Origin of the sequence: Sporosarcina sp. JAI121 (assembly GCF_013408665.1) — a bacterium.
Lineage (GTDB): Bacteria > Bacillota > Bacilli > Bacillales_A > Planococcaceae > Sporosarcina.
Genome location: NZ_JACCCL010000001.1, coordinates 2,108,516 through 2,131,883 on the forward strand (window position 1 = coordinate 2,108,516; position 23,368 = coordinate 2,131,883).

The 23,368-nt window shown below is 42.6% G+C and carries 22 protein-coding genes and 1 other annotated feature; of the genes, 7 read left to right on the plus strand and 15 right to left on the minus strand.

Annotated features, from left to right (window positions below; genetic code table 11):
- Positions 1-22: 22 nt before the first annotated feature.
- Positions 23-244, plus strand: a complete 222-nt coding sequence (locus tag HDC33_RS09885) for a DeoR family transcriptional regulator (RefSeq protein WP_179392274.1) — start codon at positions 23-25, stop codon at positions 242-244.
- 170 nt (positions 245-414) lie between these two features.
- On the opposite strand, the gene HDC33_RS09890 is transcribed toward HDC33_RS09885, so the two are convergent.
- Positions 415-1,134 carry a pseudouridine synthase gene (locus HDC33_RS09890; protein ID WP_179392275.1) on the minus strand — a complete coding sequence of 240 codons (720 nt, stop codon included), beginning with the start codon at positions 1,132-1,134 and terminating at the stop codon, positions 415-417.
- Positions 1,135-1,144: 10 nt separating this feature from the next.
- Complete coding sequence (locus HDC33_RS09895) at positions 1,145-2,755, minus strand: putative polysaccharide biosynthesis protein (RefSeq protein ID WP_179392276.1); 1,611 nt, start codon at positions 2,753-2,755, stop codon at positions 1,145-1,147.
- Between the two features lie 118 nt (positions 2,756-2,873).
- On the opposite strand from HDC33_RS09895, the gene HDC33_RS09900 reads away from it, so the two are divergent.
- A complete protein-coding gene (locus HDC33_RS09900) occupies positions 2,874-4,139 on the plus strand; it encodes a BaiN/RdsA family NAD(P)/FAD-dependent oxidoreductase (protein WP_179392277.1) in 1,266 nt (421 codons plus the stop codon).
- A gap of 117 nt (positions 4,140-4,256) precedes the next feature.
- Here HDC33_RS09900 and leuS read toward each other — a convergent pair whose 3' ends face one another.
- The 4 genes from leuS to HDC33_RS09920 form a co-directional block, all read right to left on the minus strand.
- Positions 4,257-6,674 (minus strand): leucine--tRNA ligase, encoded by a 2,418-nt coding sequence (leuS, locus tag HDC33_RS09905; RefSeq protein ID WP_179392278.1) that lies wholly within the window; start codon positions 6,672-6,674, stop codon positions 4,257-4,259.
- A 119-nt stretch (positions 6,675-6,793) separates the two neighbouring features.
- Positions 6,794-7,013, minus strand: a binding site (T-box leader).
- Between the two features lie 42 nt (positions 7,014-7,055).
- Complete coding sequence (locus tag HDC33_RS09910) at positions 7,056-7,715, minus strand: 3-oxoacid CoA-transferase subunit B (RefSeq protein ID WP_179392279.1); 660 nt, start codon at positions 7,713-7,715, stop codon at positions 7,056-7,058.
- A gap of 18 nt (positions 7,716-7,733) precedes the next feature.
- Positions 7,734-8,420 (minus strand): CoA transferase subunit A, encoded by a 687-nt coding sequence (locus HDC33_RS09915; protein WP_179392280.1) that lies wholly within the window; start codon positions 8,418-8,420, stop codon positions 7,734-7,736.
- Between the two features lie 125 nt (positions 8,421-8,545).
- Positions 8,546-9,733, minus strand: coding sequence for an MDR family MFS transporter (locus tag HDC33_RS09920; protein ID WP_179392281.1), 1,188 nt, complete (start codon positions 9,731-9,733; stop codon positions 8,546-8,548).
- Between the two features lie 146 nt (positions 9,734-9,879).
- Between HDC33_RS09920 and mnmL the strand changes: the two genes are divergently transcribed.
- The gene (gene mnmL / locus HDC33_RS09925; RefSeq protein WP_370457432.1) at positions 9,880-10,839 is read left to right on the plus strand and encodes a tRNA modification radical SAM protein MnmL/YtqA; all 960 of its coding nucleotides are present in this window, start codon (positions 9,880-9,882) and stop codon (positions 10,837-10,839) included.
- Positions 10,836-11,423 (plus strand): tRNA 5-(aminomethyl)-2-thiouridylate-methyltransferase MnmM, encoded by a 588-nt coding sequence (gene mnmM, locus HDC33_RS09930; RefSeq protein WP_179392283.1) that lies wholly within the window; start codon positions 10,836-10,838, stop codon positions 11,421-11,423. Before mnmL ends, mnmM begins: the two co-directional genes overlap by 4 nt.
- 211 nt (positions 11,424-11,634) lie before the next feature.
- On the opposite strand, the gene HDC33_RS09935 is transcribed toward mnmM, so the two are convergent.
- From HDC33_RS09935 to HDC33_RS09965, 7 genes are all read right to left on the minus strand, one after another.
- The gene (locus tag HDC33_RS09935) at positions 11,635-12,360 is read right to left on the minus strand and encodes an SDR family NAD(P)-dependent oxidoreductase (RefSeq protein WP_179392284.1); all 726 of its coding nucleotides are present in this window, start codon (positions 12,358-12,360) and stop codon (positions 11,635-11,637) included.
- Positions 12,361-12,912, minus strand: a complete 552-nt coding sequence (locus tag HDC33_RS09940) for a DUF4825 domain-containing protein (protein ID WP_179392285.1) — start codon at positions 12,910-12,912, stop codon at positions 12,361-12,363.
- A gap of 150 nt (positions 12,913-13,062) precedes the next feature.
- On the minus strand, positions 13,063-14,400 hold the full coding sequence (locus HDC33_RS09945; protein ID WP_179392286.1) for a CitMHS family transporter: 1,338 nt from the start codon (positions 14,398-14,400) through the stop codon (positions 13,063-13,065).
- 218 nt (positions 14,401-14,618) lie between these two features.
- Positions 14,619-15,329: a response regulator gene (locus tag HDC33_RS09950; protein ID WP_179392287.1), complete on the minus strand. Its 711-nt coding sequence runs from the start codon at positions 15,327-15,329 to the stop codon at positions 14,619-14,621.
- Positions 15,322-16,986, minus strand: a complete 1,665-nt coding sequence (locus tag HDC33_RS09955) for an ATP-binding protein (protein ID WP_179392288.1) — start codon at positions 16,984-16,986, stop codon at positions 15,322-15,324. The genes HDC33_RS09950 and HDC33_RS09955 overlap by 8 nt, the downstream gene beginning before the upstream one ends.
- A gap of 183 nt (positions 16,987-17,169) precedes the next feature.
- Positions 17,170-17,265: a 3D domain-containing protein gene (locus HDC33_RS09960; RefSeq protein WP_179392712.1), complete on the minus strand. Its 96-nt coding sequence runs from the start codon at positions 17,263-17,265 to the stop codon at positions 17,170-17,172.
- 266 nt (positions 17,266-17,531) lie between these two features.
- Positions 17,532-18,128 (minus strand): 3D domain-containing protein, encoded by a 597-nt coding sequence (locus tag HDC33_RS09965; RefSeq protein WP_179392289.1) that lies wholly within the window; start codon positions 18,126-18,128, stop codon positions 17,532-17,534.
- Between the two features lie 127 nt (positions 18,129-18,255).
- Between HDC33_RS09965 and HDC33_RS09970 the strand changes: the two genes are divergently transcribed.
- The 3 genes from HDC33_RS09970 to HDC33_RS09980 all read left to right on the plus strand — a co-directional run bounded on the left by HDC33_RS09970 (position 18,256) and on the right by HDC33_RS09980 (position 20,118).
- The gene (locus tag HDC33_RS09970) at positions 18,256-18,774 is read left to right on the plus strand and encodes a GNAT family N-acetyltransferase (protein ID WP_179392290.1); all 519 of its coding nucleotides are present in this window, start codon (positions 18,256-18,258) and stop codon (positions 18,772-18,774) included.
- Between the two features lie 15 nt (positions 18,775-18,789).
- Positions 18,790-19,377, plus strand: a complete 588-nt coding sequence (locus HDC33_RS09975; protein WP_179392291.1) for a VanZ family protein — start codon at positions 18,790-18,792, stop codon at positions 19,375-19,377.
- Between the two features lie 78 nt (positions 19,378-19,455).
- Complete coding sequence (locus HDC33_RS09980) at positions 19,456-20,118, plus strand: GntR family transcriptional regulator (RefSeq protein ID WP_179392292.1); 663 nt, start codon at positions 19,456-19,458, stop codon at positions 20,116-20,118.
- Positions 20,119-20,170: 52 nt separating this feature from the next.
- Here the strand turns inward: HDC33_RS09980 and HDC33_RS09985 are convergent, their stop codons facing one another.
- Together HDC33_RS09985 and brnQ are read right to left on the minus strand one after the other, a co-directional pair.
- On the minus strand, positions 20,171-21,604 hold the full coding sequence (locus HDC33_RS09985; protein ID WP_179392293.1) for a carbon starvation CstA family protein: 1,434 nt from the start codon (positions 21,602-21,604) through the stop codon (positions 20,171-20,173).
- A 144-nt stretch (positions 21,605-21,748) separates the two neighbouring features.
- Positions 21,749-23,107, minus strand: coding sequence for a branched-chain amino acid transport system II carrier protein (gene brnQ, locus HDC33_RS09990; protein WP_179392294.1), 1,359 nt, complete (start codon positions 23,105-23,107; stop codon positions 21,749-21,751).
- Positions 23,108-23,368 lie beyond the last annotated feature (261 nt).

Sequence of the window (23,368 nt, forward strand, 5' to 3'; positions counted from 1 at the left end):
AGATGGAGGGGTGATTCCACACTTGAAACCTGCAACTGATCGTATGCTTACACGGATTAAGGATGTGTATTTTTACATCCTTAATAACGGAACAGTAACTACAGAAAACCTGGTCGAAGAATTTGGCATCACTCACCGTACGGTCCAAAGGGACTTAAATGTCCTGGAATATAATGAACTCATTATGAGCCCTGTACGCGGTAAATGGACGACGACAGCAAAAAAGGTGAGATTATCTTCATGATCCGCACATAACCCTGAAAAGTGATAGGCGCCAGCTCCATACCTGCATTTGCAGGCAAGGAGCTGGCGCCTGCAGTCTGGTTAACTAAAAAAACATTTAGCGGGCTCCCGTCACATTTGGAGCCTAGATAACGATAAAGAGCTGAACCGTGTCAAACGGCTCAGCTCTTTTTATTTTTCGGAAAGCTGCATGAGAAGCTGCAATTCCTCTTCCGTCAACTCCCGGTACGACCCAAGCGATAAACTTTCATCCAGGGCTAACGGTCCCATCGATAAACGTTTCAAGTAAACCACTTTCTTATCAACAGCCTCGAACATCCGCTTCACTTGATGGAACTTCCCTTCCGTAATCGTCAATTCGATTTCGGAGACGTCAGCCGATTTCAAAATACGCAACTTGCCCGGCTTTGTTTCATAGCCATCATCCAGTATGACTCCCTCCAAAAATCGCTCCGTATCTTCTTCAGTAACAATACCTTCGATATGTGCATAATACGTTTTCGGCACTCCTTTTTTCGGGGACAACAAGTTATGAGCAAGCTTCCCGTCATTTGTCAGCAATAGGAAACCTTCTGTATCTTTATCCAACCTACCAACAGGAAACAGTTCAAAAATATCTTTTTCGGCATCCAGCAGATCGATGACTGTTTGATCCCTTTTATCTTCCGTTGCAGATAGCACACCTTGCGGCTTATTCATCATCAAATAAATGAATTCTTTATAGACAACACGTTCACCGAGAATAGTTACTTCATCCTTTACTGGGTCAACATGCTGTGCCGCATCTTTCACCGGTTCCGCATTAACCTGGACGCCCCCTTTTTTCATCAGCAACTTAATTTCTCTCCGGGTGCCGTATCCCATATTCGACAATAATTTATCCAACCGCATTTTCTTCCTCCTAAAAGCCTAATTTCTTCGTGATTCTAGTTAACCTATCTCCGAACAATTTTTGGGCGAGACCTGTTTTAAGTGACAAATAACCGTAAATGGCAGCGCCTACCACAGCGCATATTAAAATGTATAAGAAAGATTGTATTTTCCCATCAGCTGGACTGATTGCTGTCAGACCTTTCAGTGTAAATACGACAGCTATCAACATGACGACATTTAAAATAACGATGAGAATCAGTCTTCTGTATACCATTTCCGACCTATAATGAAGGGTTTTTGCAATGATGGCAATATTCATGACGACCGCTATTGCATAGCCGATCGAAGTCGCAAGAATGGCACCATTTGTTTCAAATAGTTTGATGAGCGGTATATTCAAGGCCAGTTTGAAGAACAGACCGAGTAATGACGTAAAGATTATCCACTTATGTCGGTCGATGCCTTGCAATATAGCAGCCGTCACTGTATATAATCCGAACAAAATTGCGACAGGAGCGTAGCTTGCCAATATTTCTGCACCCACAACGCTTTTACTATAGAGGAATTGATAAAACTCATTTGATAAGACAATCAATCCGATTACCATTGGAATCGTCAAATATAACATGATTTGAAATGTTTGATCGAGTGAACGCGTAATTCCTTTTTGATCATTTTTCGCATAATAACTTGTAATGACCGGAATCAAAGCCATCGAAAACCCTGTTGCAACCATGACTGGAATCATAACAAATTTATGTGTCAGCAAGTTCAACATACCTAAATACGTATCGGAGACTTTAGCCAATCCAATTGATTTCATGGCTTCATTGAATGTAATCATATCAACGAATTGATAAAGCGGATTGATGACTCCGACAAGAACGAACGGCAAAATGTAAGCAAATACTTCTGTATACATTTCTTTGAATGAAATATTACTCGCCGGAGGACTGTTCGCTAGGAGATGGTCCAGTTCAGGTTTGTAGGACTTCCAGTATTTATATAAGACTACAAGGCCAGCCAGCGCCCCGATAAATGCTGCAAAAACCGCAAAACTGATGGCTGTTCTTGGCGATTCATGTAAAACATTGACGACAACGAATGCGCCTACAAGTACGACGATAATCCTGACAATCTGTTCGACAAGTTGCGACACGGCTGTCGGCTCCATTTTCTGATTGCCCTGCAGGAAACCCCGCACAATGCTCATCAGTGGAACAGCAAGAAGCGCAAAGCTCACCCAACGGATCACGCCTGCAATTTCATCCACTGAGAAGATTTGTTCTTCATCCGCACGGACAAGATTTGCAATCGGTTCCGCCAGTAAGTACAGCGTGATAAATGAAACTAAGCCTGTAATTGCCATGACAAGCATTCCCGACTTCAGCAATTTCCGACCTGTTGCATAGTCACCAAGCGCATTGTATTTCGAAACATACTTTGATATCGCAAGCGGTGCTCCTGAAATAGCGATTGCTAACGCTATATTATAAGGTATATACGCATATTGATATAATCCGATATTTTCTTCCCCAACAATTGCATACAGAGGGATTAGATATAAAAGTCCAAGTGCTTTAGATAAAAATAGCCCAATCGTCAGTATAGCTGTACCTTTTACAAGATTCGATGACATGTTTGATCCTTCCATTCTTCCTAAATCTACTTTACAGTTTAACCCCAGACGACGCTTTTCACAATGTATATCCGTCATTTGTGTATAATGGAGAAAAACTGAAAGTGTGGTTTCCATTATGTATGACGTAATAGTCATCGGCGGGGGTCCATCAGGATTGATGGCTTCGATCGCCGCGGCTGAAAACGGAAGGAAAGTTCTCCTTCTCGAAAAAGGAAAGAAACTTGGTACTAAACTGGCCATTTCAGGCGGCGGACGATGTAATGTGACTAATCGTCTGCCTCAGGAAGAAATCGTTAAAAACATTCCCGGTAACGGACGTTTTTTATACGGTCCTTTTGCAGTATTCAATAATGAAGATATCATTAATTTTTTCGAAGGTCTCGGTGTTGCGCTTAAAGAAGAGGATCACGGCCGAATGTTCCCGGTCTCAAACAAAGCGAAGGACGTCGTGAATGCATTGCTTACTGAAATGGACCGTTTAAACGTTGAAGTGAAATTGGAGACACGCGTGAAAAAACTTTTGATGAATGAAGAACAGATCCTTGGTGTCAGATTGGACTCTGGCGAAGAAATCCGTTCACATGCCGTTGTCGTTGCTGTTGGTGGCAAAGCGGTCCCTCAAACCGGTTCGACCGGAGACGGTTATCCTTGGGCGGAGAAAGCCGGACACACAGTGACAGAACTTTATCCGACAGAAGTGCCCTTATTGTCAAATGAGCCTTTCATCGTCTCAAAGGATTTACAAGGACTTGCACTCCGTGACGTGGCAGTGTCCGTTTTGAATGCAAAAGGTAAAACGCTGATCACCCATCAGATGGACATGTTATTCACCCATTTCGGGCTGAGCGGTCCGGCAATATTACGATGCAGTCAGTTCGTTGTGAAAGAACGTATGAAAAATGGCAATCAACCCGTCGAAATGCGAATCGACTCACTTCCTTCCATGAATGAAGAAAAGGTGTTTCAACTGCTGAATACCACGTTAAAAGATGATTCGACAAAAGCGGTGAAGAATGTGTTAAAAGGAATTGCACCTGAAAGATGGCTGCTCTTTTTATTCGATCGGGCAGGAATTGCCCCCGCAGAAACCGGATCTCAGATGCAAGTAGAGAAAATCAGGACATTGGCTAAATTGTTGAAAGCTTTTTCTATGAGCGTCACTGGTACACAACCGATTGAAAAAGCTTTCGTCACGGGCGGCGGCGTTTCTGTGAAAGAAGTCATTCCGAAAACGATGGGATCCCGAAAGAAGGAAGGTCTCTATTTTTGCGGTGAAATTTTAGATATTCACGGCTATACAGGAGGTTATAATATAACGTCTGCGCTTGTTACCGGAAGGATTGCAGGGATGAATGCGGGAGAGTTCGCAACCGGTTCATAAACTTAGAAGATGAAACAAGCTGTACGACAGATGGAACATACTGTACGAGGGATTCCAGAATTTCTACGTCAACCAAAAAATCCGCGGAAAGAGTAATTACTCTTTCCGCGGATTTTTTTAACCTACTGCAACAATATTAATAAGTCTACCCGGAATCGCGATGACTTTCTTCACTTCTTTACCTTCAAGTAGTTCTTTTACATGTGTATCTTCCAGTGCAAGCTTCTCAAGTTCAACCTTCGTAACGTCTTTCGATACGACGATTTTCGCGCGCACTTTGCCGTTAATTTGAACAGCCATTTCAACTGTATCATCGACAAGTTTTGATTCGTCGTACGTTGGCCACGCCTCGTACGTCATCGTACCATCATGCCCCAATTTCTCCCATAGTTCTTCCGCAAGATGTGGGATAACCGGAGATATCATTTTAACGAAACCTTCAACATATTCTTTTGGAATCGATTCTGTTTTATACCCTTCGTTAATGAAAACCATTAGCTGGGAAATCGCCGTATTATTACGCATTCCTTCGAAGTCTTCCGTCACTTTTTTCACAGTTTGATGGTAAACTTTCTCAAGCGGCCCACCCGTTTTTCCGCTAATTTTCGTGCTAAGCGATCCATCTTCATTGACGAACAAGCGCCAAATACGGTCTAGGAAACGGCGGGCACCGTCAAGACCATTCGTCGTCCATGCTTTTGAACCTTCCAACGGTCCCATGAACATTTCATAAAGACGAAGTGAATCGGCTCCATGCGAATGGACGATATCATCAGGATTGACTACATTGCCTTTTGACTTCGACATTTTCTCATTGCCTTCACCGAGAATCATCCCTTGGTTGAACAGTTTCTGAAACGGTTCTTTCGTGTGAACAACGCCGATATCATAGAGCACTTTATGCCAGAAACGCGCGTATAGAAGATGAAGAACTGCGTGTTCTGCGCCGCCAACGTAAATGTCTACCGGCAACCAGCGTTTCGCAAGTTCGGGATCGATGATCATTTCATCATTGTCGGGATCTATATAGCGCAGATAATACCAGCAGCTGCCCGCCCATTGCGGCATAGTGTTCGTCTCGCGACGGCCCTTTAAGCCTGTTACCGGATGCGTCACATTCACCCACTCTTCGATGTTTGCAAGCGGGGATTCGCCTGTTCCACTCGGCTTGATATCGTCTGTTACAGGTAACTTCAATGGAAGTTCGGCTTCATCAACCGGCGTCATTGTGCCATCTTCCCAATGGATAATTGGAATCGGCTCGCCCCAGTAGCGTTGTCTTGAAAACAGCCAGTCGCGAAGTCGGAAAGTAATTTTCTTATCGCCTTTGCCTTTTTCAACAAACCAGGATATCGCTTTTTCAATCGCTTCATCCTTGCCTAGTCCGTCAAGAAAACCGGAATTGACATGTTTTCCATCTCCAATATACGCCTCTTTGGAAACGTCTCCGCCCGCCACTACTTCAATAATCGGCAAATCAAATTCTTTTGCGAACTCATAGTCGCGCTCGTCGTGTGCAGGAACCGCCATAATTGCACCCGTTCCGTATGTCGCAAGGACATAATCCGCAATCCAGATCGGCATCTTCTCGCCGCTTGCGGGGTTGATTGCATAAGCTCCCGTAAAGACACCAGTTTTTTCCTTCGCAAGATCCGTACGCTCAAGATCACTCTTCATTTTGACTTCATTCAAATATTTTTCAACTGCATCCTTCTGTTCTGGAGTCGTCACCTTTTCAACCAGTTTCAACTCAGGCGCAAGAACTGCATATGTCGCTCCGAAAATTGTATCTGGACGTGTCGTGAATGCTTCGAACGACAGATCAGTTCCGTCGATTTCGAACGTCAGCTGTGCCCCTTCCGACCGGCCGATCCAGTTGCGCTGCATATCTTTCAAACTTTCCGGCCAATCAAGTTCCTCAAGGTCTTCAAGAAGTCGATCTGCATAATTCGTAATACGAAGGACCCACTGGCGCATCGGGCGTCGCTCAACCGGATGACCGCCGCGTTCCGACTTGCCATCGATCACTTCTTCGTTGGCAAGGACCGTTCCAAGTGCCGGACACCAGTTGACAGCCACTTCGTCAACATAAGCCAATCCTTTATTGTAAAGTTGGATGAAAATCCATTGTGTCCACTTGTAATAAGACGGGTCCGTTGTATTGATTTCGCGATCCCAATCATAAGAAAAACCTAGATCTTTCATTTGACGTTTGAACGTGGCAATATTTTTCGCTGTGAATTCAGCCGGATCATTCCCCGTATCAAGTGCATATTGCTCCGCAGGAAGACCGAAAGCATCCCAGCCCATTGGATGAAGGACGTTATAGCCCTGCTTCCGTTTGAATGAACTTAAAATATCCGTTGCGATATAGCCAAGCGGATGCCCGACGTGAAGTCCGGCTCCAGATGGATATGGAAACATATCAAGCGCAAAAAACTTTGGTTTTGATGGATCATCCGTCATTTTGAATGTTTGATTCTCTTTCCAGTACTGTTGCCATTTCTTTTCAATTTGTCCGTGATTATAACTCATGTAAAATTCCTCCAATTCATTAAAAAAGCAATGGCTGCGTGACCCACATCCTGTCGGCCTCCGAGAGTCTGGCCGCCGGAGCTAGACATAAAAATAAAAAACTCCCGTCCCTTAAAAAAATAAGGGACGAGAGTACTATACATTCCCGCGGTGCCACCCAAATTGACGGCAAAGCCGCCCAACTTGACTCCTTAACGCGGAAAACGGCACGGGTTAGTAGTAAATAATTCACCAATGCAGGCTCCAAGGCGAGTTCATCTCCATCGTACAGGCTTTCACCATCCGCCTGCTCTCTATAAAACGATAGTAAAGATTACTACTCCTCTTCAACACCAAAGCTATTGCTACTAGTTTACCCGAATCTTGTCATTTTAACAACAATCATTTAACGCCTTCTATGACATTCTTCACAATTAACGCTGCCTCTGTCGAATCGATGACTTCTTGAATCGTGAAACCATCAAATACTTCCTTCAATTCCAACCCATCAGCTGTCACATCAATCAATGCGCGTTCTGTTATGATTTTGTGGACAACGGCTTTACCGGTTAATGGAAGCGAACATTCTTTCTTGATCTTCGCAGAGCCATCTTTTGCGACGTGATCCATAATGACAATAATTTTTCTTGCCCCATGAACAAGATCCATCGCACCGCCCATTCCTTTGATCATCTTGCCCGGAATCATCCAGTTGGCAAGGTCCCCTTTTTCGGACACTTCCATTGCACCTAAAATGGCAACGTCGACATGACCTCCACGGATCATGGCAAATGATTCAGCACTGTTAAAGTATGCGGAACCCGGAATAGATGTGACCGTTTCTTTTCCTGCGTTAATGAGGTCCGGGTCGACTTCATCTGCTGTTGGATAAGGTCCGATGCCTAATAGTCCATTTTCCGATTGAAGCACCACTGTTTTATCGGCCGATATATAATTGGCAACGAGCGTCGGCATGCCGATTCCAAGATTGACGTAGTTGCCGTCTTCGATTTCTTGTTCAGCCCGCCTTGCGATCCGTTCCCTTACATTCACTTGTCCCATATCACAATTCCCCTTTCCTTAGCGAGTCGTCAGACGCTCAATTCGTTTTTCCTGTTCCGCTTGCAAAAGTCCTTGCACATAGATGCTTGGCGTATGAATAGTTGCAGGATCAAGATTGCCAGTTTCAACAATCCCTTCTACTTCTGCAATTGTGAACTTTCCAGCTGCAGCCATCATCGGATTGAAGTTTTGTGCCGTCTTGTTGTAAATCAGGTTACCGAACTTATCCGCTTTCTCCGCACGGACAAGGGAGAAGTCAGCTCGTAGCGCCTCTTCCAGCACATATTCTTTGCCGTCAAATACACGGATTTCTTTTCCTTCCGCGACAAGCGTTCCAACACCCGCCGGAGTGAAAAATGCTGGAATACCTGCACCGCCTGCGCGGATTTTTTCGGCAAGTGTTCCTTGCGGTGTCAATTCAACTTCGATTTCACCCGACAGCACCTGACGTTCGAATTCTTTATTCTCGCCTACGTATGAGCCTATCATTTTTTTAATCTGTTTGTTTTTCAACAGAAGTCCAAGTCCCCACTCATCAACTCCACAGTTGTTTGAAATGACGGTCAGGTTTTTTACGCCTTTTTCAACAAGTGCTAAAATGAGCTGTTCGGGAATCCCTACTAACCCAAATCCTCCAACCATCAACGTTGCACCGTCTTCAATCTGTGCAACCGCTTCTTTTGCCGATGAATAAATCGGTTTCATTTTACATCCCCCTCTTGAATCGTATTGACTTTCACACAATTCTCATTCTCTTCAATTAAATCATTCTAGAGAGGATGTTGCAACGAAAGAAGACAATTACTTGGTTAATTAAAAATCCGGAAAGCCTATGAATGGCTTTCCGGTTGATTTTCGGCTTTTTTTATCGGTCGATCGTAAACTAAACTTGTGAAGATTGGTATAATCATAAATGCTGTCAATATAAATAGCATTACTTGCATACCGTATTGGTCTGCGAGAACCCCTCCCAAAAAGGGTCCAAACATTCGGCCCATTGTCGCAAATGAATTGACGAGCCCCTGATAAAATCCCTCTCTACCTTTGGGCGCAAGCTGACTTGCAATTGTAGGAACAGCTGGCCAGACAAACATTTCTCCAAAGGTCACAATAACCATGGCGACGATGAACATTGTGAATGAACCCGCGAAACCGACCACGATGTAAGATACACAGAAAATAACAATCCCGATAAGCATTTGCGTTTTAATCTTATGTTCCAAACGGGAAATAATCGGTTTAATGATTGGTTGACCTATTACAATCAACAGACCATTTATCGTCCAAAGAAGGCTATACTGTTTTAATGAAATACCTAGCGACAAGGAATGTGTGGATATTGTAGTCATCCACTGGGAATAAACGAGCCACATGACTAGATATCCGCTCGAAATAATAAGCAACGCATAAAAAGGTGCTTTATGACGAATTTTCTTTTTCTCCTTAATGACATTTGTGTGGCGATCAGGCGCAATCTCAAGTTTCCGATAACCGAAAACAGCGATGAAGAAAAAGACTACATAAAAAACTAAGTTCGCCGGAAAAATATAATCGATACTTACAGAGGCGATAACTCCTGCCACTGCCGGTCCAATCGCAACACCGACGTTTTGAGCAAGGTAAATCGAGTTAAAAGCTCTCCTGCCGCCTTCTGGCCAAAGCGTCGCAACCATGGCATACATACTCGGAAAAATGAGACCCCCGCTAAAGCCAAGAAGCGTCAAAAACCAAACATAAGGTTCCCAATCATGCCAAAAAACAAGGCCGACAAGACCAATAATTGAAATGATGATTCCCGCCATAATCGACTTGAAACCACCTATCCGGTCAAATAAATAGCCGCCAAGTATGTTGCCCATGACACCCGCTCCTGCATTCGCCATTAGGACAAGCCCTGCGATTGAAAGTGATTTCCCTAAATAATCATGCATATAAATCGTATTCAATGGCCATAAGAATGAGTTTCCCATGACGTTAATGAACATCCCAATAACGAGAAGCCATACTTTTTTAGGCATACCATCCGCCTCCGTTCATACATACAGTTAGTAAGAGTGTATGACTTTTACCACATTCAGACAAGAAGAACAAAATAAGTTCCATAATTCAGATGTTACTACGGTGCTAAAACATGATACAATCAACTGTTAGAGGAGTGAATGAAGTGGATAAATTAAACTTACCATTCCCTACTGAAGGGAAACGTTATCATACATGGTCACGTCATTTAAAAGATGAATTCGGATTCAAGGTGATGAAAGTCGCGCTAGACGCCGGATTTGATTGTCCGAATCGGGACGGCACGGTCGCTTTCGGCGGCTGTACATTTTGCAGCGTTGCAGGATCTGGTGATTTCGCCGGCGACCGCGTTGATCCGATTGACGTCCAATTTGCAGAAATCAGTGAAAGAATGCATAAGAAATGGAAAGACGGTAAATACATGGCGTATTTCCAAGCGTACACAAATACGCATGCCCCGCTTGCCAAGCTGAAAGAGAAATTCGAAGCAGCTTTGGCACAAGAGGGAGTCATCGCATTATCAATTGCGACCCGTCCGGATTGCTTGCCCGATGATGTCGTTGAATATTTGGCGGAGCTAAATGAACGGACATATTTATGGGTTGAACTTGGCTTGCAAACCGTTCATGAAAAAACGGCAAATCTTGTTAACCGAGCCCATGATTTCAAAACCTATGTCGAAGGAGTCGAGAAACTCCGCAAAAATGGAATTCGCGTTTGTACACATATCATCAACGGCTTACCGCTTGAAGATTATGACATGATGATGGAAACGGCACGTGAAGTATCTAAACTCGACGTCCAAGGCATCAAAATCCATCTACTCCATTTACTGAAAGGAACACCAATGGTGAAGCAATATGAAAAAGGACAACTTGAATTTCTTGAAAAACAGGAATACATTAACCTAGTTGCGGACCAACTCGAAATCCTTCCACCGGAAATGATAGTCCACCGCATTACAGGCGACGGCCCGATTGAATTGATGATCGGCCCGATGTGGAGTGTCACAAAATGGGAAGTGCTGAACGGGATCGACAAAGAACTTGAACGCCGTGATAGTTGGCAAGGGAAACATTATGCAGGGGCGGTCGAATTGATTTGAAGCTACATCGCATTCTTCCTTTCGCAAGACAATTATTCAGTGAAACAGTCATTGCCGGTGAAACCGTCGTCGATGCGACAATGGGCAACGGCAATGATACATTCTTTCTAGCTGAACTCGTCGGTGAAAAAGGACATGTCTTTGCTTTCGATATCCAACAGGAAGCACTCGATTCGACAGCTGAGCGATTAGGAGAATTGAATGAGCGCGTTTCACTTATATTGGATAGCCATGCTAATGTTGAAAAATACGTTGACGGGCGGATTGGCTGTGCCGTTTTCAACCTCGGCTACTTGCCGCATAGTGAGGATTTTTCCATTGTTACGAAAGCTGACTCAACAATCAAAGCCATTCATACTTTGCTTGGGCTGCTGAAAAAAGGCGGCATCATTGCGATATCCGTCTATGATGGACATGAAGGCGGCGTAGAAGAACGAGATGCACTTCTGCAATATGTGAAAAGTTTGCACCAAGCCGATGTACATGTTGTTCGCTATGAAATGATCAATCAACGGAATAATCCCCCCTTTTTGATCGCTTTGGAGAAAATGAAAGATTTTACATCGGTTAAACAAGTGGATTGACAAGAAAAAGGTTGCTTCCGATTTGAATTTAAATCGAAGGCAACCTTTTTCTTGTTTTCGTATATGATCGGTTATCAGTAGAATCTGGTCGGTCAGCCAATTTATAAGATTGGTCTTCCACCTTTTATAATCGGTTGTTCATGGAATATAGTCGGTCTCCTGACATATATCATCGCTCATCTGCAAGATATGGTCGATCATACCTTCATCGTTAATAATTCCGCAAATCAGCTATCGGATCTACCGTTTTAAAATCTACATTCTCCATAAAAGTGATTAGTTTGCCAGCCGTTTGTTCCGCACTGCTTAACAACCCTTTTTCCTTATAATCAATGAATTTTTCAAGTAGTGGAAAAGCCTCTTCCTTACTTCCCCGAATAGTTTCCTGCATATCAGTGTCTATAATACCAGGTGCGATTGAAACAATGTCTACTGGATACTTTGCATTTTGCTGCTCAAGTACGACGACCCGCGAAAAATGATCGAGGCCCGCTTTCGTCGTGCAATATGTTCCCCAACCTTCATATGCCTTCCGACCTGCCCCCGATGAGATATTGACAATCCGTTTCGCTCCGTCGAACTCTTTTAATTTCATCACGAAGGCATTTGCTAGAATCATCGGCGCCGTTACATTAAGTGCAATCGCTGTGCTCATGTCTTCCGCACTAACCGTGCCAATCAACCCTATAGGATTCACTGTACCGGCGTTATTAACAAGCGTGAATGAAGTGGCTTCTTGCGGGGCGGCGGCAATTACTTCATTTATTAAAGATTCCAATTTACTAGTTTCGGAAAGATCCGCTTCAATGAATTTCACCCCGTCCAGTTTGCTTGCCGTGCGTGCAATCCCGATCACGGAGTGTCCATCGCCGCTCAGTTGTTTTGCGAGTTCAAAACCGATTCCTTTTGACGCACCTGTAATAATATAAAGATCCATCTATTCCACCCCTTCTGTATATGCTCCCAACCATTCTATCAAATCGTTCTTTTTCAGAGAATCCTGTACGTTATTTTTGAATTGAACAGGATCCTTCAATTCGGTTAAATCAGTGGCAAACCATTTTTCTACATTGCTACGAAGGACGATAAACGACTCATTCGGAAAACGCATATCGATTTTCTGCAAATTATTAATAAGGACGAATGCAGCAGTCGTATTATAAATGACTGACTGCTTCACCTTACGTTCCGACTTGTTTTCCGGGGAACTGTAATTCACAACGAGCACAAACTTTTCGGAATCCATTTCAAGTGTCCCTATTTCATCATTCAGCGGCAGTGACTGGAAAAGCGCACTTATATTCGATGCATTGCCCATGTATTTATTTTCATATTCAAGAACCTTTTCAAAATCGTGTGTTTCGGGGTTTTCCTGCATGTTATACTCGCTGATTTCCACCTTGTTTGGACTACCTAAAAACAGAAACCATAAAATAATAGAAATGGCCAAAATGACGATGATTGCTATGAACATCCTTCGTTTCCTCATCCATCCCCCTACTCTCTTACTCGGATTTTTTCGCTTCCACAAGTATACCATGCCGAAATTGACTGGGTGACAGTCACCCAGTCAATTCTGACACAATTTAAACGACGAAAAAGCCAACTTCCCGAAGGGGAGTTGGCTGTTATTCGTATGTTAGATTGCAATAACACCGATTGCTACGGCGATTGCCAACAATACAATACTGAAACCCCACATCATCATAAACGAATAACGGATATGGCGTCCCATTTCAAGACCCGCCAATCCTAGCGCTAGCCAAAGAGCCGGCGATAAAGGACTGACAAACGTTCCAATAATATTTCCGATGATCATCGCATAAGCGGCAGATAAGGAAGATACGCCAAAACCGGTTACAACCTGATCGACAATAGGAAGCAGTGCAAAGTAATAAGCATCCGTGCTAAGAAGTAAATCGAATGGAACACCGAACACGCCTATTATAATATGTAAATATGGAACGATGAATGCCGGAAGAATTGTCACAAGATCTTTTGCGATCGAATTCAACATATCCGTGCCATTCAGAATACCTAAAAATGAACCTGCAGCCAGAATGATCGTCGCCATCAGAAGCGCACCGGGTGCGTGATCTTTTATACGCGACATCTGGTCCTGAATATTAGGGTAGTTAATAGGTAAGGCGATACTGACCCCAATCATAAATGCAAAACCAGCTGGAATTACCCCCCACACTAAAACACCAATCACACTAATTGCCAATACGGTGTTTACCCAATAGAGTTTCGGGCGACTTACTATTTTTTGTGTCACTGAATCTTGGTTTTGATTGACATCTACTGGTGAATCTACTATGTCATCGGCAGATATAGGTCCTTCTCCTGCTATGGTGAGTTTAGCAATGCGGCGTTTTTCGCGAATACCTAAGAGCACTGCTAGTACAACTAATAACACTAGACCGATAATTTGTATTTTAATGAGCGGCCTCCATAATTCCGTAACATCCATATCGAGTACTGCCGCGGTTCTGCCTAGCGGACCTGCCCACGGAACCATATTCATGATACTGGCACTTGTCCCGACTAACATCAGCAACAAATACGGGTTCATCTTCAATTTTTTATATAACGGGAGCAAAGCGGGGATCGTAATGAGAAACGTAGAAGCTCCAGAACCATCCAAGTGGGCGATTGCGGCGATGATGACGGTTCCGACAGCTACTGCAATAACATTTCCGCGACTAATTGAGATCATTTTATTGATTAAAGGATCGAATACTCCGACATCTTGCATGATACCGAAGAAGAGTATCGCAAAAATAAACATGACAGCGACACTGAAGACCGACTGTGTTCCGCTTGTGAAAAATTCACCAATTTGTTCAAAGGTGAATCCTGCAATGAAAGCCCCTGCAATCGGAACGAGTACAAGACCCACAATCGGTGAAACTTTTCCGCTGATGAGCAGCAGAACAATAATTAAAATCGTAACTAGACCAATAATACTTATCATAATGTCTCCCTTCTAGTAAACGGCCGTTTACTAACGAAAAGGAAGGTCCTTCAATGTAAGCGGATACAACGATCTCTGAATGATAGAAAGATTGTTTCCGCACAGAAAGTAAACCCTCTCATTTTCAAATTTTTCTATACTCAGAAATTTAGCACAAAGGAGATGATTGTATAAGTTTATGTAGATTAAAACACTAGTAATCGTTCTGTTCTTTTTGTTCATTTTGTCCACGGAGTGTATTTACGCTCGGGCCGACCAATGTCCCCGTAGTTAAGTTGTGCTTCCGCTTTTTTAACCGCCACTAGATATTCCAAATAGCGTCGGGCTGTGGAGCGGCTTACCCCTACTTTATTGCCGGCCTCCATTGCGGTCATCCCTGATTTTTCGCCTGTCTGTAAAGCGGCATCTATTTTATCCAATGTAATTTGATCGATGCCTTTTGGCAATACCCTTTCCGTAACAGCCCGAGAACCCGATACTGTTTGCAAACCTATCAGCCGGTCGATTTCATCTTGTTCAAGCTCCTCCTTTGACATCAAAAAGTCGCGCTGATCCTTGAAGCGTCTCAACGTCTGCTCAAATCGAGCGAAATCTGCAGGTTTCACGATGTAATCGAAGATCCCGCCACGTAACGTTTCTGCAATTGTCCTCACTTCCCTGGCCGCCGTCACCATGATGATGTCAATTTCATTAAACTCTTTCCGTAATTGCCAAAAGAGGCTCAATCCTTCCGTATCCGGTATATAAACATCCAACAATATGACTTGTGGTCCCTCCGTCTTGTTATTTCGCAGATAGGCTAATGCATCTGCTCCCGTTTTAACCACTTCCAGTGCCATAAATCCAGCCACCTGGTCAACAAACTGACGATTGATATCAGCAATCCTAAAATCGTCCTCTATAATTAATACCCGTATCATTTCACTCATTTTCCTGTCCTCCTTCTTGCGCGTGTTTCGGGATTGAAATAACAAAACAAGCCCCGCCAAGTTCACTTTCCTCCAAATAGAGAGCACCGCCCACTTCGGCAATTTGTCGCTTCGTCAAAGCAAGTCCAAAGCCGCGATTCATGCCCGATTTGGAAGAATACCCTTGTTCAAATATTTTTCGGAACAGGTCTATATGAATTCCATCGCCTGAATCCTCGATTTCAAAAATGATTTCATCTCCTATATCAGTAAAAAATATCGATATTTTCCGATGTGAAACGGGTTTCATTTTCACCGCATCCATCGCGTTATCAATCAAGTTACCAATACCGGTTAGTAGTGCCTCACCCATCTTTTCAGAAATGTGAGTTTTCAATACACTATCCGGATGAATCGTTAACTCAATTCCTGATTCATTCGCTTGATTCAATTTCCCCAATAAAATTCCGCTAATTAACGAATCCGACACTTTCCCTATTAATACGCGAATCCAGTTTTTCTGCAGGTTACTCTCTTTTTGAATATAATCAATGACTTCCTCTTTCTTTCCTAGTTGTAGGGAGCCTAAAATCATGTATAACTTATTTGAAAATTCATGGGTTTGGGCTCTTAATACATCTGCATATAATTTAACCCGTGTCAGTTCTTTCGTTAACAACTCAATTTCAGTCTTATTCCGAAAAGTGGAAACCGTCCCCATAAACGTCTGTTCAAAATAGATGGGAACCGTGTTTACATAAACAATATTCTTGCCAATCAAAATCTCCTTATCCGACAGACCATTTACATCGGTCAACAATTCGGATAAATGGAAGATTGGGGATACTTCTTGTATCATTTTTCCCACGTAATAATCGGACGCAAGTTGTCTTTCGAATAATAAGCGTTGAGCGGCAGAATTCATCATCGTAATCATTCCGTTTGGATTTAATGCAACGATCCCTTCATGGGTCGACTGAAGAATTGTTTCTTTCTGGAATAATAAATGCGAAATTTCTTCAGGCTCCATTCCAAATAACACTTTTTTAATATACGATGCTATAATTACCGCTCCAAAGATTGCAACTCCGGTAATAAGGGTAAGGACAAGCCATAAGTGGTGATTGTATTTTCGACTTATACTATGTATATTGTCGGCTAAAAAACCGACGGAAACCACACCGACGATGTTACCTTCCAAGTATACGGGCACTTTCGCCCTTAATGAACTGCCTAAAGACCCGACCGCTTTCGAAACGTACGATTCGCCATATATTAACGCTCTCTTGTTATCCTCACCAATCATCTTTCTACCGATATGATCCGCTTTCGGATGGGCATATCTGATTTCCTCCATGTTTCCGATGACAATGAACTGAGCGCCAGTCGCCTCTTGAATCGGCGCAATGATCGGGTCGATTATAGAAGCGGGGTCGTCATCCTCAAATGCATTTGCCAACTCTGGAATACGCGCTACACTTTCGGCAACGCTAAGTGCTCGCTCCCCCATTTGAGTTTCTAACGTATCAGACATGAAATATCCGATGAAGAGACCCATTACTAAAACGACTGCAATGATTAAAATACCTATTAAAAGAATCATTTTCATTTTCAAATTAATAACTATAGTTGGCTTATTATGAGGATTCTTAATGTCACTTTTCTGAAAATTAATCATAGCGTGCCGCTCCTTACTATCCGAATAATAGCTGAAAACGAAATATAGCAGACAGAACCTTGAATAGCAATATGCCGAAGTATTGCGCGCGCCTACAATTCATCAAGCTATAACTACAAATCAAAAAAACTTGCCCAATAGAATGGACAACCTTTTATAGCCATTATTCAAGTATCGTTAACTTCACTTTTTGCGGCCCCATTTAAAGGCTTCAATTTTTGTCGGGATGAATACATCGATTTTATTTCCTTTAATCGCACTACCGTTATCACCTGCGATTGCATACCTATGTTTGGGATGATGCTGAAATTCCCTGTGCTTCGCCGATCAATAATGCAATCATTAAAGTTTGTGTCAAGAGTATATTTTTCATTTACCCGTCTCCTTGTTTTGTATTCTATGGGACAGCATGTTCAGTATTTATTACAAGGAGATTACAAGGTATTATCTTTTCATTACGAATTACAAAAAATGATATGCCGGTATTTGAATTTTTCGCATAAAAAAAGCCCAACTCTCCTATCGGAAAGTTGGCATCTTATGATTTAATCAAGTATTTTTATTTTCACTTTTTTGCGGCCCCATTTATAAGCTTCGCTTTTAGTAGGGAAAAACACATCAATCTTGTTTCCTTTGATTGCGCTTCCCGTATCACCGGCGATAGCATAGCCGTATCCTTCTACGTAGACCTTCGTTCCAAGTTTAATGACTTTCGGGTCGACGGCGATGACTTTCAAATCCGGGTTACTTTTTAGGTTGATGCCCGTTTTCGTTATGCCTGTACACCCATTGCAGCTCGCTGTAAACGCACTCGCCGAAACAGTGAATTCTTTGACAACGTTATCGGAATCGGAGCGTGATGGTGTTTTAGCCATTGACTTGACTGCTTTTTTCGTTGTAGTCGACTTATTAACCGTTTTCCCTTTTGACGTGACTTTCAGATTCGTGTTTGGATGTATTATGTCTGATTTCAAGTTGTTCCATGATTTTATATTTGAAACGGAGACTTTATGCATCTTGGCGATTTTAAACAAAGTATCGCCTTTCTTGACTGTGTAATTTGAAGATGCTGCCCAGCTCTCTTGTGCCCCGCTGACCAATAATGCAATCGTAAGAACGAATGTAAACAGAAGTTTTCTCAATCCCTCTACTCCCTGCTATTTAGTCTATACTTATAATAGCAATCAACTATTACAGGAACATTACATTAACCTACCGTTACCGTTACAAAAGTGTCGTATTTTATCACATGCTAAGAGGTGTACCTAAATGGAAAATATTATTATCCGCAGAGCGAGAAGGAATGACGCGATAGCCGTTACTGATGTTCTCGTAAAGAGCCAACGGTTTACGTATGAAAAGCTTTATTCCAAGGATTATATCAATAAACTGATTGACCACTATTACAATGTGGAACGCATTGAACAAGAAATCGTCTCTATTAGTGAAAAGTGGCACGGATATTTCATCGCGGAGTGTCAAGGAAAGATTTTGGGGGCGATCGGTGGCGGGATGAAGGATGATACATCTGGAGAAGTATATGTCTTCTATTTACAGCCGGAATTGCGTGGAAAGGGGATTGGTACACGGCTCCTTGATTTTTATACTAAAATACAGAAATATACATACGGCGCAAAAGAACAATGGGTTTCCGTCGCAAAAGGAAACGAGTATGGTATCCCTTTCTATGAGGCACGCGGCTTCATCTTCCAGCATGAAGAACCAGCATACGGTACATCTATAGAAGAATTGGATGTCTCAATGAAATATAGACGTAATTTAAAGTAAAGCAAGGTGATTTTAATGTCGACAATTTTAGGGTATATCTCGGAGATGATTCCTTATTTATTCGTTGCTTTGCCAATCATCCTCCTCTATCGAACCATTTACAATAGAATGCGCGGATACGGGAAAACTAATGTGCATCGTGAAATAGGCGTTACCTTCTTTCTAGTATTCATGACAGCGTTATTTTCACAGACCATCCTGACGTTCCTTTACACAGGGCCGGCCGTTACGCGTTCGTTTTCAAATGTGAATCTCATACCGTTCAGAGTTTTTCTGGATAATTATTATGCCATTACAGAATTGAATTATTGGCAGCCGTTCATTATCAACTTTTTAGGCAACATATGCATTTTTATGCCGATTGGCTTTATGATCCCATTATTGTGGAGCAGATTTGATCGTTTCTGGAAAGTCGCATTTATCGGATTGGGCATTTCTCTTTTTATCGAAACTATACAATTAACACAGGCAAGAAGTAGCGATATCGATGATTTATGGCTGAATACAACGGGCAGTATGCTTGGGTATTGCACTTTTCTCGCCATAAAGAAACTCTTTCCTGCTGTCCCTGGGTTCTTCAAAAAAAGTAATTTCCACATGTAATATATTGCATATCTTCCAACTGGCGTCATTTTATTGTATACTAGAGAAATAATGACATATACAGGATGGTGATTCGCAATGCCTATACCGACAAATCATGCAATGCCTTTACGTGTTTCAGCTAAGGAAAATGCATTTAACCAACTTCAGCAGTGGATTATTGATGGTACTTTGCGTCCAGGTGAAAAACTGAACGATACAGAACTCGCTCAAGCTTTGGGCGTTAGCAGGACGCCTATCCGGGAATCCCTACAACTGCTTGAAGTACAGGGATTTGTGAAAATGTACCCTGGAAAAGCGACACAGGTGACGGAAGTGGAAAAAGACTCCATCAAAGACCTTCTGCCACCGCTTGCCGCATTACAAGCATTATCCGCTGAACTGGCAATTCCTCAACTTACTGAAGAGACGATTGCCTTACTTGAAAGCACGAATAGAAGATTCGCCCATGCCGTCTATACGGAAGATTATTTTGCTGCATTGAAAATCGATGAAGAGTTTCACCAGATTATTGTTGATGTAGCAAACAATCCATACATCATAACAATGGCTGCATCACTTCAAGCACATGTCAGAAGATTATTTTTCCATAACTCGATTATTTTGACTGAAAAGTCGATTGATGAACATGATAAAATCATTAGCTTAATGAAAGAACGGGATGCAGTAGCGGTTTCCTCCATTATGCGCGGAAATTGGCTACGTGCGATTGAGGAATTCCGTTCTCTGAAATCCAATTAACCACAAAAAGCCGGTCCTCTTAAATGAGGAACCGGCTTTTTTCATTGATTGTTCAAGATTCAAGTAATACTTTTTTCGTCGCAGCTTGTTTGTGACGGACAATCAGCCGTATATAGAACGCTGTAACACCGGTGGTCAAGATTGCTCCAATGATAATTGATAAATTGTAGTCCATATTGAACCCTTCGGGCGCGTAGAAAATATACGTGCAAACTACGCCGGTCATAAAGAGGGCTGGCACTCCCGCAATATAATGCGATTTACCTGTTTTAAGCAAAAACGAAACCGCAGTCCATAGCATAATTGTTGCTGATAGCTGGTTCGTCCATCCAACATAACGCCATAAAAACGTATAGTCGATAGTTGATAATAAAAACATTGGTATCCCAAGGACAATTGTTATTCCGAAAACGATAACTTTTTTGTCGGGATTGACCCATTTCGAAATTGATTCAGTCGCAATCATGCGTGAAGAACGTAGAGCTGTATCCCCCGTTGTAATCGGTAAGATTATTACGGCTAGAATCGCCAATATACCCCCTACCGTCCCTAAAAGCGAAGTCGAGATTTCATTGACAACACCTGCTGGCCCTCCGGCCGCCAGTGCTGCTTGTAAACCGCCTGTCCCACCAAAGAAAGTCATTCCCGCGGCAGCCCAGATCAGAGCGATAACCCCTTCCGCAATCATTGCGCCATAGAAGATTTTACGTCCTTCCGTCTCTTTTTTCATCGTTCTGGAAACGATCGGGCTTTGAGTCGAGTGGAATCCTGAAATTGCACCGCACGAAATCGTCACCATAAGGAGCGGCCAAATAGGTAAGTCACCTGGATGTAAGTTCTCCATTGTCAGGTTCGGTATCGGTTTACCGCCAAAAATGAGCGCAACAGCGATTGCTACCGCCATGAAAATTAGGATTGCTCCGAATATAGGATAGATTCTCCCGATGATTTTATTAATCGGCAAAATTGCTGCGAGAATAAAATAACCGAATACGAGAATGAGTGCCGCCATGAAATTGAGCGGTGTAATCTGTGCAATTAATTGTGCCGGACCCGCGGTGAATGCAGCTGCAACTAGAATCATCAGCACGATTGAAATAATCGTAATCGACTTTTTAGCAAAATTACCAAGATACTTTCCGACAATTGTCGGGAATTGGGCACCGCCATGTTTCAAAGAGAGCATTCCAGAAAAGTAATCATGCACGCCACCCGCGAAAATAGTTCCAAAAACAATCCATATGAACGCTACCGGACCGTACAACGCACCCGCAACAGCACCGAAAACCGGACCTAGTCCTGCAATGTTCAATAATTGGATGAGCCATCCTCTCCACCAGCTCATCGGTACATAATCCATTCCATCATTCACCGTATATGCCGGTGTTTGCCTGGCATCATTCACACCGAACGATTTTTCAACAACTTTCGAATAAACTGCGTAGCCGGCGAAAAGTAAAATCAGTGATGCAAAAAACGTTACCATTTACGCTTCCCCCTTTTAATATGTATAAAACAATACACTGATTATTATATATTATCAATTATATAAAACAAGAGGGAATATTATTGCAATAGCATAAAAAAGCCTTCACCACTTGTGAAAAGTGATGAAGACCCAGTTACCATATTATTGAGCTTGTACTGTTGATGGCCTTAGCAAACGAACCGCTACACCCGTAATCAGCATAACCGCGAGGACTGGCAACAACCATCCTAAGCCTTCATTATAAAATGGTAAAACATTTTCATAGAAGGAAACAATCGGCGCCATCCATCCGAAATAGTCGATTTCAAGTAACTTGCAAAGTGTCTTCAATCCGTCTATCGAGCTGATCATGAATGTTACAGCTGTTGCAGAAATATAGACCACTCTTGAATGATTGAACAATGGCGACGTGAAAGTCAATAGTATTAGAACAACAGCTAGCGGGTAAAGGAACATCAATACTGGAATCGAATACGTAATGATGTTTGACAAACCAAAGTTCGCGACAACGAAACAAAATACAGTAAAGAACATAACAAACGCCTTATAACTGATCTTCGGCATAAGTGTATGGAAATACTCTCCACAAGCCATTATCAACCCGATGCTAGTCGTCAAGCATGCAAGGATGATAACAACCGCGAGCATGATAGAACCAAATGTGCCGAAATAATACGATGATGCACTGCTTAACACAGGTCCACCCGTGTCAAAAAGTCCGAAAACCTGCGTGCTCGTTGCTCCCAAGTACGCAATTCCGACGTAAAGGATTGCAAGGAAGGCTGTTGCAACGGCGCCTGATTTTGCTGTTGCTACTAAAATACCTTTTTTAGTCGTTACACCCATCGAGCGGATGACGTTGATAACGATAATTCCAAATACAAGTGATGCAAGTGCATCCATCGTGTTATATCCTTCCGTAAATCCTTTCATGAATGCTCCGCTTGCATAGGCATCTTGCGGGGATTCAATCCCACCCATCGGTTTCACTACAACCATGACCAGTAAAACAAGAAGTAGGATAATGATTGCTGGTGAAAGAATCTTGCCGACGCGGTCGACTAATTTTGCCGGATTCAACGACAGCCACAAAGTAATGCCGAAGAACAGCAAAGTGAAAATGATTAAAGCAATCCGTGTATATTCCTCACCGATAAATGGAGATATACCGACATCAAATGCAACTGCACCTGTACGGGGAGCCGCAAAAAACGGGCCGATTGTCAGATATAGAAGTGACGTGAAAATCACTGCATATGCCGGATGAATTCTGCTCGCCAAGTCTTGTAAGTTACGGCTGCCTGAGAAGCCTATCGCCAAAATTCCAAGAAACGGCAGCCCCACTCCCGTAATCAAAAACCCGAAAACAGCGGACCAAATATTTGTTCCGGCATACTGTCCAAGCTGTGCGGGGAAAATCAGATTGCCTGCCCCAAAAAATAGTGCGAATAACATGACCCCAATTATTAGATATGATGAAAATGGTAGTTTCTTTTCCATAATTCCAGTTCCCCCTTGATGTAAAAGACCTTTTCGTATATGCAATATATCGCTGAAATTAATAATACTCTTATCTATCGTGAAATGCAATATATTACTGAATTCTTTTTTTATTTTCCATTATGAGGTAGGTGTTGTTTAGTTGGGGTAAGCGTAGCCTAGTTCGAGTGAAACATTATGAACTTACGGCTATGTTGTGAACTATCTTAATAATGTTGCCTACTAAATAATGCATTGCATACTTCCGCGAAAGTATTGTCT

Bases quoted from the DNA above. Each gene is read 5' to 3' on its own strand.
- HDC33_RS09890 (WP_179392275.1), bottom strand. From the start codon at position 1,134: ATGCGGTTGGATAAATTATTGTCGAATATGGGATACGGCACCCGGAGA.
- HDC33_RS09895 (WP_179392276.1), bottom strand. From the start codon at position 2,755: ATGTCATCGAATCTTGTAAAAGGTACAGCTATACTGACGATTGGGCTA.
- HDC33_RS09900 (WP_179392277.1), top strand. From the start codon at position 2,874: ATGTATGACGTAATAGTCATCGGCGGGGGTCCATCAGGATTGATGGCT.
- leuS (WP_179392278.1), bottom strand. From the start codon at position 6,674: ATGAGTTATAATCACGGACAAATTGAAAAGAAATGGCAACAGTACTGG.
- HDC33_RS09910 (WP_179392279.1), bottom strand. From the start codon at position 7,715: ATGGGACAAGTGAATGTAAGGGAACGGATCGCAAGGCGGGCTGAACAA.
- HDC33_RS09915 (WP_179392280.1), bottom strand. From the start codon at position 8,420: ATGAAACCGATTTATTCATCGGCAAAAGAAGCGGTTGCACAGATTGAA.
- HDC33_RS09920 (WP_179392281.1), bottom strand. From the start codon at position 9,733: ATGCCTAAAAAAGTATGGCTTCTCGTTATTGGGATGTTCATTAACGTC.
- HDC33_RS09935 (WP_179392284.1), bottom strand. From the start codon at position 12,360: ATGGATCTTTATATTATTACAGGTGCGTCAAAAGGAATCGGTTTTGAA.
- HDC33_RS09940 (WP_179392285.1), bottom strand. From the start codon at position 12,912: ATGAGGAAACGAAGGATGTTCATAGCAATCATCGTCATTTTGGCCATT.
- HDC33_RS09945 (WP_179392286.1), bottom strand. From the start codon at position 14,400: ATGATAAGTATTATTGGTCTAGTTACGATTTTAATTATTGTTCTGCTG.
- HDC33_RS09950 (WP_179392287.1), bottom strand. From the start codon at position 15,329: ATGAGTGAAATGATACGGGTATTAATTATAGAGGACGATTTTAGGATT.
- HDC33_RS09955 (WP_179392288.1), bottom strand. From the start codon at position 16,986: ATGATTAATTTTCAGAAAAGTGACATTAAGAATCCTCATAATAAGCCA.
- HDC33_RS09970 (WP_179392290.1), top strand. From the start codon at position 18,256: ATGGAAAATATTATTATCCGCAGAGCGAGAAGGAATGACGCGATAGCC.
- HDC33_RS09975 (WP_179392291.1), top strand. From the start codon at position 18,790: ATGTCGACAATTTTAGGGTATATCTCGGAGATGATTCCTTATTTATTC.
- HDC33_RS09980 (WP_179392292.1), top strand. From the start codon at position 19,456: ATGCCTATACCGACAAATCATGCAATGCCTTTACGTGTTTCAGCTAAG.
- HDC33_RS09985 (WP_179392293.1), bottom strand. From the start codon at position 21,604: ATGGTAACGTTTTTTGCATCACTGATTTTACTTTTCGCCGGCTACGCA.
- brnQ (WP_179392294.1), bottom strand. From the start codon at position 23,107: ATGGAAAAGAAACTACCATTTTCATCATATCTAATAATTGGGGTCATG.